At 64.1% G+C, this 1,653-nt stretch carries 1 protein-coding gene; it reads right to left on the bottom strand.

Translation table 11 applies throughout. The features are described 5' to 3' along the window. Window positions 1-211 precede the first annotated feature (211 nt). Window positions 212-1,653: hypothetical protein (locus L0G76_RS16120; protein ID WP_304358136.1), on the bottom strand; the 1,442-nt coding region annotated here is incomplete at its 5' end.

Genomic DNA, 1,653 nt, shown 5'->3' with positions numbered 1-1,653 from the left:
CGCATTCGCGGGAGCGATTGTGCCCGCGACCGGGAGCATCACCAAGGCAAGTGCAGTACCGAGGGCGGCCGCTGTGCGGCTGAGCTCGTGTGTGACTGGCACTGTGTTCCTTCGCGGTGGGGGCTCCGGCATCAAACATACAAGGGGACATGACGGACGGGCACGTCGCTATCCATCCTAATGGCTACGCCAATGGTGAGAAAGTCACGGGCTATTTCTCGCTCGTTTCGGACTTCTTGTCATAGGCCCGGATCGTCGAATCGGTGCCGTCGACGATGGCGGTGTTGCCGTCATCGGTCAGTGCCAGCAGGTTGGTGTCTGTGCGGTAGGCGTGCTTGCCTGCCAGGAGGCAGGAGTCGTCGTTGTCGACTGTGCAGGGGACGATCGTGCCACGTGGCTCAGACAGATGGATGTCCTTGCTGGAGGTGTCCATGAGCAGCAGCCCGGATTCCAGATCGAAGAGGTATGGGCCGATGTAGGCCCGCTTTCCGCCCTGGCCGCGCACCCATGACATCTCGCCGACGATGTCGGTCGTGGTGGTCACTGTCGACAAGATGGAACCGTCCTCCAGGGAGTGAACGACGAGCTGGATGCGGTGCCCGGAATTCGTTGAGGCTCCCTGCTCGCCCCAAAGGGTGATCGCCTTGCCATGGCCGGCGGAGACCCATTTGATGATCTGGAGTTCATCGGCTGGGGCTTCGAGCTCGATGGACCGTTCATCGCCGGTCTTGATGTTCTTCGCCTTGACCGGACCGTTCCAGTCCGAGCTGAAGAGCTCGTCGTTCTCGATCGCCATCGGCGTCGACCCTGATGCAGGTGTCGGAACGTCGACGAGACCGTCGCTGCCGAACGTGGACAGTTTGTTGCCCGACTTGACGAGGACACTGGTGCCGGCTGAAGTGATGCGAGCCTTCTCCGGCAGCTCGTAGCTCTGGGGCTCGTCCTCGCCGTCGATGAGGGCCTTGGCCGTGTCACCGGCCTGCCACAGCAGCGCGGGCTTGCCGTCGATGGTCGTGTCGACGGCGAACGTGGGGGCTTCGCTGGTCTTTCCCGAGTATCGAGTCTTGCCCGTGTCGGAGTCGAGGACCCGGAGCTTGCCTCCGTCGACGACGAGCACGCCGCGATCCGAGGCTGTCACCGAGGCGTCCTGGGGGATCTTCGTCTCCCACCTCGGCGAGTTGTCGAAGCCGGGGACGACATCGTCCGTCGTCTCGACCGAGAGCTCGGAGGCCGGGTTGATCTGCTCCTCCGATTCGATCGTCTGCGGTGAGTCCCGGGAACCGGCGGGGACGATGTTCGGGATGACGAACGCCCCGATCATCAGGATCACGATACCGATGAGCACGAGGCCGGGAACGGTGATCTTCTTGAGTTGTTGGGGTCGGGTCTGTGCGGAGCGCTTGTGCACCTGGGACCGTTTCACCTGAGTCCGCTTCACCGTCGGTGCCGAGGGCGCGGCCGGTCCGGAGAACCGGGTGCCCAGGGGATATTCCTCCCCGGCCCCCGCCTCGGCGTCGTCCTTCTGCTGTGACTGCTGCGGGTCCGATGGGTCAGTGGGTCCGGTGTCCATCGCCGAGGCGGTCGTGGCCTCATTCGCCGACGTGTCCTCAGTCGGCGCTGCAGATGGAGCCGACGAGGTGGGTTCCGCAGGGG

The organism is Brevibacterium picturae, from assembly GCF_030453725.1.
In the GTDB taxonomy this organism is placed as follows: domain Bacteria; phylum Actinomycetota; class Actinomycetes; order Actinomycetales; family Brevibacteriaceae; genus Brevibacterium; species Brevibacterium sandarakinum_A.
This window is presented reverse-complemented; position numbering and strand designations above follow the sequence as displayed.